This is a genomic window from Acidovorax sp. KPB24-03 (genome assembly GCF_057546605.1).
This window is the reverse complement of record NZ_BAAJYR010000159.1, coordinates 1-7,910: the sequence shown is the minus strand read 5'-3', so window position 1 is coordinate 7,910 and position 7,910 is coordinate 1. Positions and strand designations below refer to the sequence as shown.

Sequence of the window (7,910 nt, the reverse complement as noted above, 5' to 3'; positions counted from 1 at the left end):
ATCGCGGCCGCGCCGCCGCCCGCGCCCTGGAGCGACGCCTGCAGGCGCGCGGCCAGCCCCTCGGGCGAGGAGAACGGCAGGAAGAGCCACAGGCATTCCTCCTGCGTGCGCGTGGTGATGTCCGAGGTGCGCAGCAGTTCGTGCAGGCGCCGCGCGAACTCGTCGAGCATCAGGAACACGCGCGAGGCGCCTTCGCGTTCGATCACCTCGGCCGCGTTCTGGAACTCCACCAGCATCAGCGCGAAACGCATCTCGCCGTGGCGCGCATGCGTGGCCAGCGCCCAGTCGAGCATGCGGCGGAAATCGGCGGGCGGCACGTAGTGCGCGGAGTCGAGCGCGGCGAACGATTCCTGGATCTGCCCGGCGCGCAGCGCGGCACGGCCCTGCGGGCTCAGGCGCAGCGACGAGATCTCGCGCACGTCCAGCGTGCTGGGCTCGGCCGTGGTGCGGCAGTCCAGGCAGCGGGCCACCACCTGGGTCTCCACGAACACGTGGTGGCAGCTGCCGCAGGCGTACTGCGTGAGCGGCCGGTCGTAGTCCACGCCGATGTGCCGCAGCATGGCGTTGCACTTGGGGCACGAGAGCGCGCCATCGGCATGGAAGTCGGCCTCGGGCGCCACGTGGCCGCAGGCGAAGCAATGCAGCGAGGGCGACTTGCGGATGTGGATGCTGGTGCAGTGCGGGCACACGTCCAGGTAGTGGATGTGCGCGCTGCCGCAGGTGCGGCAGTGCCGTGTGCGGTCCACCAGCTCGGCCGGCTCCAGCAGCCGGCGCCGCGTGAGCCCGGCCAGGCACGCGTCGGCATCGTCGCCGGGCCGGGCCAGCGCCTCGACCATCGGGTAGCGGTACAGCGCCAGGCTGGCACGGTCGCATTGCGGCTGCAGCTGGGCGCCGTCGCGCAGGCACAGGAAATACAGCACCCGCTCGTCGAAATGCAGGGCCGCGGGATCGAGCGGCAGGCTGCGCCGCACGGCCAGGCACAGCTCGCTGGCGGCCAGGGCGGCAGCATACGGCGCGGCGCCATCGGCCAGCCAGGGCGGAGCCGCATCGCCGGGCGCCACGAACAGCGGGCGGTCCCACCAGACGCTGGCGCGCAATTGGGCCGCCAGCGCGGCGGGGGCATCGCCCTCCCAGCCGTCCAGGTAGAACCCCAGGGGCTCCACGCCAGAGTCCGCGAAGGCCTCCCATGCACTCCAGGCCCTGGCCCTCGACTCGCCGGCCGCCAACTGCCCGGAAGGCCGCAGCACCACCATCGTTTCCAACGCCACGGCCGGCGTGATTTCAACATTCAAAACAACTATCCATTCGCGTTACGCCATAGAGCATGGCCGGCCGCATTCTAAGAGTGGGCCTTCCCGCACCCGGTAGGACAAGGCCGTCCCCAAGCCAGTGCTGTGCAACCCTTTGCAAGCACCGGCTGGCTGCGAATCCGCCACTCACGCCTACCGAATCGGCGCGGCCCAATCCTCAACAATTCTCAAAAAGGACGGCGATCCAACACCCCGCTTTTGGCGATTGAAATTTGTCACGCAACTGTCAAAAATTACAAAAGGAAACAAACAAAACCAATCCACACCACTCCTGAAACCGAGGTGAAACCATGAAGCTTTCGAACATCAAGATCGCCCACCGACTGGCGCTGGGATTTTCCCTGCTCATCCTGCTGATGCTCGGCCTGACGGTCATCGGCGTGAACCGGGTGTCCAACATCAACGCCAGCCTGGCCACCATCGGGGACTTCAACAGCGCCAAGCAGCGCTATGCCATCAATTTCCGCGGCAGCGTGCACGACCGCGCCATCGCGCTGCGCGACGTGACCCTGGCCACGCGGCCCGACCAGCTCCAGGCCGAGATCGACCTGATCCAGAAGCTCGCGGGCCACTATGCGCAGTCGGCAGCGCCGCTGGACCAGATGTTCGCCTCCACCCCGATCGAGCCCCGCGAGCGGGAGGCCCTGGACCGCATCAAGGAGGTCGAATCACGCGCCCTGCCGCTGACCCGCCAAGTCATCGAGCTGAGCGGCGCCCACCAGCCTGAGAAGGCCATTCAGGTTCTGCAGGAGCAGGCCCGGCCCGCCTATGTGGAGTGGCTGGCCAGCATCAACCGGCTGATCGACATCGAGGAGGAAAAGAACAAGGCCGAATCGGCCAATGCGCGGTCCGTCGCCCAAGGCTTTTCCATCCTGATGCTGGTGCTCAGCGGCACGGCGATCGTGGTGGCGGCAGCGACGGCCTGGCTCATCTCCCGCAGCATCGTGCGCCCCATCCAGCGGGCGGTGCAGGCTGCCAGGACCATGGCCACCGGCGACCTGACGCAGGCCGTCGAGGCCCGGCAGACCGACGAGGCCGGCCAGCTGCTGCAGTCGCTGGAGGCGCTGCGCGACAGTTTCCAGAACGTGCTGTACGACGTGCGCCGCACCTCCGAGGCGGTGGCGGCATCCAGCACCGAGATCTCACAAGGCACCCATGACGTGTCCAGCCGCACCGAGCACCATGCCAGCGCCCTGCAGCAGACCGCGGCGTCCATGGAGCAACTGGGCTCCACGGTGCGCCAGAACGCCGACAACTCCCGCCAGGCCAGCCAGTTCGCCACCCAGTCCAGCGCCGTGGCCATCCAGGGCGGCGAGGTCGTGACCGAGGTGGTCGAGACCATGAAGGGCATCCACGAAAGCTCCCGCAAGATCGCCGACATCATCGGCGTCATCGACAGCATCGCGTTCCAGACCAACATCCTCGCCCTCAATGCCGCGGTGGAGGCGGCGCGCGCGGGTGAGCAGGGCCGGGGCTTCGCCGTGGTCGCCAGCGAGGTGCGCAGTTTGGCCGGCCGCTCGGCCGAGGCGGCGCGAGAGATCAAGCACCTGATCTCCACCAGCGTGCAGCGGGTCGAGCAGGGCAGCGTGCTGGTGAACAAGGCCGGGGCCACCATGACGGAGGTGGTGTCGTCCATCCGCCGCGTGACGGACCTCATGCAGGAAATCAGCGCGGCCAGCAACGAGCAGGCGATGGGCGTCGCCCAGGTCGGCCAGGCCGTGTCGCAGATGGACCAGGTCACCCAGCAAAACGGCAGCGTGGTCGTGCAGATGGCGGCGTCCGCCAGCGGCATGAAGGACCGCACCAGCGCCCTGCTGCAGGCCGTGGGGGTCTTCCGGCTGAATCAGGAAAACGCCGAGGCCGGCCCGTCGCCGCAACTGGGCTGGACGCGCCGGGCCTGAGCATGGCGCGGCCCCGGCCTCAGGCGGGGGCCGCCCTGGTGCCGAAGACGCCCGTGCCGACCCGCACCAGGGTGCTCCCCGCGTGGATCGCCGCCTCCAGGTCGGCGGTCATGCCCAGCGACAGCGTGTCGAACGCCGCAAAGCCCTCGCCCCCCCTCCCCCCCGGATCTGGTCGAACAGCGCTTTCGCCGCCGCATGGACCGCCAGCTGCGCGGCGAAATCGGGGGCCACATCGGGAATGCTCATCAGGCCCCGCAGCCGCAACCGTGGCAGCCGCGCAACAGACCGCGCCAGGGCCAGAGCCTCCGTTGGCGGCACGCCCGCCTTGGTCGCGCCGCCGTCCACATTCACCTGGATGCACACATCCAGCGGCGCCAGGCCGGCAGGCCGCTGCTCCGCCAGGCGCTGCGCGATCTTTTCGCGGTCCACGGTGTGGACCCAGTCGAAATGCTCGGCCACCTGCCGGGTCTTGTTGCTCTGCACGGGGCCGATGCAATGCCACTGCAGCGGCGGTGCCCAGGGCGTGGCGCCGCCTCGCAGCGCGGCGATCTTCGCCACGCCTTCCTGGATGTAGTTCTCGCCGAACGCGCGCTGCCCGGCCTCGGCGGCACGGCGCACGGCGTCGTCGCCGAAGGTCTTGGAAACGGCCAGCAGGCGCACGCTGGCAGGGTCGCGCCCGGCCGCGGCGCAGGCCTGCGCGATGCGCCCAAGAACCTGTTGGAGGTTGTTACCAATCGTCGTCATAATGATTCCTCTGAGCGTACCAAACGACCGAGGGACCCCGTGGACATCACCCAACTGCTGGCATTCAGCGTGAAGAACAAGGCTTCTGACCTGCACTTGTCGGCGGGCCTTCCACCCATGATCCGGGTCCACGGCGACGTGCGGCGCATCAACGTCGATGCGCTTGACCACAAGACCGTCCACGCCATGGTGTACGACATCATGAGCGATGCGCAGCGCAAGGCGTACGAAGAATTCCTGGAAGTGGACTTTTCCTTCGAGATCGAGGGCCTGGCGCGCTTTCGCGTCAACGCGTTCAATCAGAATCGCGGCGCGGCCGCCGTGTTCCGGACCATTCCGAGCAAGATCCTGACGCTGGAGCAGCTCAACGCCCCCAAGATCTTCGGCGAACTGGCCTTGAAACCGCGCGGCCTGGTGCTGGTCACGGGCCCCACGGGCTCGGGCAAGTCCACCACGCTGGCGGCCATGGTCAACTTCCTGAACGAAAGCGAATACGGCCACATCCTCACGGTGGAAGACCCGATCGAGTTCGTGCACGAATCCAAGAAGTGCCTGATCAACCAGCGCGAGGTCGGGCCGATGACGCTGTCGTTCGCGGCCGCCCTCAAGTCGGCCCTGCGCGAAGACCCGGACGCCATCCTGGTGGGCGAAATGCGCGACCTGGAAACCATCCGCCTGGCCATGACGGCCGCGGAAACGGGCCACTTGGTGTTCGGCACGCTGCACACCTCCAGCGCCGCCAAGACCATCGACCGGATCATCGACGTGTTCCCCGCCGAGGAAAAGGAAATGGTGCGGGCCATGCTGTCCGAGTCGCTGCAGGCCGTCATTTCGCAGACGCTGTGCAAGACCAAGGACGGCCAGGGCCGTGTCGCGGCGCACGAGATCATGCTGGGCACCAGCGCCATCCGCAACCTGATCCGCGAGGCCAAGGTGGCACAGATGTACTCCACCATCCAGACCAGCAGTAGCGCCGGCATGCAGACCCTCGACCAGAACCTGACCGACCTCGTCCGGCGCAACGTCATCAGCCCGGCAGAGGCGCGGGGCAAGGCGAAGATCCCCGACAACTTCCCGGGTTGATGCACACCGCATCCCCTCCCGTCCACCCACCCCAGAGATTCGCGGCCTTTTTCAGGCGGCACACCGGAGCACCCCCTATGAAAGGCATCCTCGGCCTGTTGAAGGCCAAGACCCGCGGCGGCAAAGCGGCGGAAGAAGGCGGCGACTCCGTCTTCTTCACCACCGCTTTCGCCGGACAAGGTGTGGACGACGCCATGCTGGTGCCCTGGGAAGCCCGCGCCGTCGAGGTGGGTGCCAGGCGCATGGCCGCCAGCCGCGGCGGCAAGCTGCTGCAGGCGCTGTGGTCCAAGGACAAATACATGGCGCACCTGGACCGGGACGCCGTTGAGCGCATGGAGCGCTTCTTCGAGTTCGCGGCCGTCGCGCCCAACCGCGATGTGATCCGCCAGGACGAGTACGGCAATTTCATGGTGGTGCTGCTCACCGGCACGATCGCCGTCGATCGCGTGCAGCCCTGGGGGGAGCACCTGCGCTTGGCGGAAACCCGTCCCGGCGATATCCTGGGCGAAATGTCGCTGCTGGACAGCGGTATCCGCTTTTCGGCCTGCACCACGCTGACTGACTGCGAGATCGCGGTGCTCAGCGCGGAGGCCATGGACGACATGATGACCAAGGACCCCCAGCTGGCCGCCAGCCTGGTGGCCCTGCTGGCACGCAAGCTCTCGCTGCGCCTTCGCGTCGTGAGCGCCCGCCTGTCCGACAGCCAGAAATGACGCACCGCGCTGCAACCACCCCAGGGAGAGCTGATGGAACGCGATCAGGCCAGTAAATTCATCAACGATCTGCTCAAGCTCATGGTGAGCCGGGGTGGCAGCGACCTGTTCATCACGGCCGAGTTTCCGCCCGCGATCAAGGTGGACGGCAAGGTCACCAAGGTGTCCCCCCAGCCGCTCACCCCCGCCCACACGCTGACGCTGGCGCGCGCCATCATGAGCGACAAGCAGGTGGCCGACTTCGAGCGCACGAAGGAGTGCAACTTCGCCATCTCGCCCGCCGGCATCGGGCGCTTTCGCGTGAACGCGTTCATCCAGCAAAGCCGCGTCGGCATGGTGCTGCGGACCATTCCGCTCACGCTGCCGACCATCGACGGGCTCGGCGTGCCGCAGGTGCTCAAGGAAGTCACGATGACCAAGCGGGGCCTGTGCATTCTGGTGGGCGCCACGGGCTCGGGCAAATCGACCACGCTGGCGGCAATGGTGGACTGGCGCAACGAGAACTCGTTCGGCCACATCATCACCGTGGAAGACCCCATCGAGTTCGTGCATCCGCACAAGAACTGCGTCGTCACCCAGCGCGAAGTGGGACTCGATACCGACAGCTGGGAAGCCGCCCTCAAGAACACGCTGCGGCAGGCGCCGGACGTCATCCTGATGGGCGAGATCCGCGACCGCGAAACCATGGAGCATGCGGTCGCCTTCGCCGAAACAGGCCACCTGTGCCTGGCCACACTGCACGCCAACAGCGCCAACCAGGCGCTGGACCGCATCATCAATTTCTTTCCGGAAGAGCGGCGCGCGCAACTCCTCATGGACCTGTCGCTCAACCTGCGCGGCATGATCTCCCAGCGCCTCATCCCCAAGCAGGATGGCAAGGGCCGGGCCGCGGCGGTCGAGGTGATGCTGAACACGCCCCTGATCGCCGACCTGATCTTCAAGGGCGAAGTCGCCGAGATCAAGGAGATCATGAAGAAGAGCCGGAACCTCGGCATGCAGACCTTCGACCAATCGCTGTTCGACCTGTTCGAGGCCAACGTCATCACCTACGAGGACGCGCTGCGCAATGCCGACTCACTGAACGACCTGCGTTTGCAGATCAAGCTGGGCAGCCAGCGCGCCAAGACCACCGACCTGGCCTCGGGCACCGAGCACTTCGCCATCGTCTGACGCCAGCCGCCCCACCACCCGCCCTTGCCCGGCGGGTTTTCTTTTTTCTGAAATGGAGCCCTCTCCCATGCCCAGCACGAATCCCCGCAGCTACGACGCCACGCCTTCCCGCAAGGTCGCCTTTCTCGGCCTGGGCGTCATGGGCTACCCCATGGCGGGGCACCTCGCCCTCGCAGGCCATACCGTTACCGTGTACAACCGCACCGCCGCCAAATCGGCCGCCTGGTGCGAAGAGTTCGCGGGCAGCGCCGCGACCCGGCACGCCCCCACGCCACGCGAAGCCGCCCAGGGGGCGGACATCGTCTTTTGCTGTGTCGGCAACGACGACGATCTGCGTTCCGTCACGCTGGGTGCCGATGGCGCCTTCGCGGGCATGCAGCCCGGCGCGGTCTTCGTGGATCACACCACGGCATCGGCCGAGGTCGCTCGCGAACTGTACGGCGCGGCGCGCACGCTGGGACTGCAGTTCATCGATGCCCCCGTGTCCGGTGGCCAGGCTGGGGCCCAGAACGGCCAGCTGACCGTGATGTGCGGCGGCGACGCTGGCACCTTCGACAGCGTGAAGCCCACCGCGCTGGCCTTTTCCCGGGCTTTCACCCGCGTGGGCGACAGCGGATCGGGCCAACTGGCCAAAATGGTCAACCAGATCTGCATCGCCGGTATCGTGCAGGGCCTGTCGGAGGCGATCGCCTTCGGTCAGCACGCCGGGCTGGACATGCCGCTGGTGCTGGACGTCATCGGCAAAGGGGCCGCGCAAAGCTGGCAGATGGACAACCGCGGCAAGACCATGGTGGAAGGCCGCTTCGACTTCGGCTTTGCCGTGGACTGGATGCGCAAGGACCTCGGCCTGGTCCTCGACGAATCCCGCCGCAACGGCGCACGTGTGCCGGTCACGGCGCTGGTGGACCAGTTCTATGCCGATGTGCAGCAGCACGGCGGCGCCCGTTGGGACACCTCCAGCCTGATCACGCGTCTGGGCCGCAAGAAAA

General features: G+C 67.3%; 6 protein-coding genes and 1 pseudogene. 5 read left to right on the top strand and 2 right to left on the bottom strand.

Going from position 1 to position 7,910, the window contains the following annotated elements; genetic code table 11:
* The coding region (locus AC27KI_RS15555; protein WP_487114614.1) for a TackOD1 domain-containing metal-binding protein at window positions 1–1,292 on the bottom strand (1,292 nt) is incomplete at its 3' end.
* Window positions 1,293–1,600: 308 nt separating this feature from the next.
* On the opposite strand from AC27KI_RS15555, the gene AC27KI_RS15550 reads away from it, so the two are divergent.
* The gene (locus tag AC27KI_RS15550) at window positions 1,601–3,211 is read left to right on the top strand and encodes a methyl-accepting chemotaxis protein (protein WP_284431085.1); all 1,611 of its coding nucleotides are present in this window, start codon (window positions 1,601–1,603) and stop codon (window positions 3,209–3,211) included.
* A 19-nt stretch (window positions 3,212–3,230) separates the two neighbouring features.
* Here the strand turns inward: AC27KI_RS15550 and AC27KI_RS15545 are convergent.
* A pseudogene (locus AC27KI_RS15545) lies at window positions 3,231–3,955 on the bottom strand (YggS family pyridoxal phosphate-dependent enzyme).
* A gap of 39 nt (window positions 3,956–3,994) precedes the next feature.
* Between AC27KI_RS15545 and AC27KI_RS15540 the strand changes: the two are divergent.
* The 4 genes from AC27KI_RS15540 to AC27KI_RS15525 all read left to right on the top strand — a co-directional run.
* Window positions 3,995–5,038, top strand: coding sequence for a type IV pilus twitching motility protein PilT (locus AC27KI_RS15540; protein ID WP_092744851.1), 1,044 nt, complete (start codon window positions 3,995–3,997; stop codon window positions 5,036–5,038).
* Window positions 5,039–5,115: 77 nt separating this feature from the next.
* The gene (locus AC27KI_RS15535) at window positions 5,116–5,751 is read left to right on the top strand and encodes a cyclic nucleotide-binding domain-containing protein (RefSeq protein WP_272566930.1); all 636 of its coding nucleotides are present in this window, start codon (window positions 5,116–5,118) and stop codon (window positions 5,749–5,751) included.
* Between the two features lie 33 nt (window positions 5,752–5,784).
* On the top strand, window positions 5,785–6,921 hold the full coding sequence (locus AC27KI_RS15530) for a PilT/PilU family type 4a pilus ATPase (RefSeq protein ID WP_272566929.1): 1,137 nt from the start codon (window positions 5,785–5,787) through the stop codon (window positions 6,919–6,921).
* Between the two features lie 67 nt (window positions 6,922–6,988).
* Window positions 6,989–7,910, top strand: a 922-nt coding sequence (locus AC27KI_RS15525) for an NAD(P)-dependent oxidoreductase (RefSeq protein ID WP_487114612.1), incomplete at its 3' end; no start/stop codon positions are given.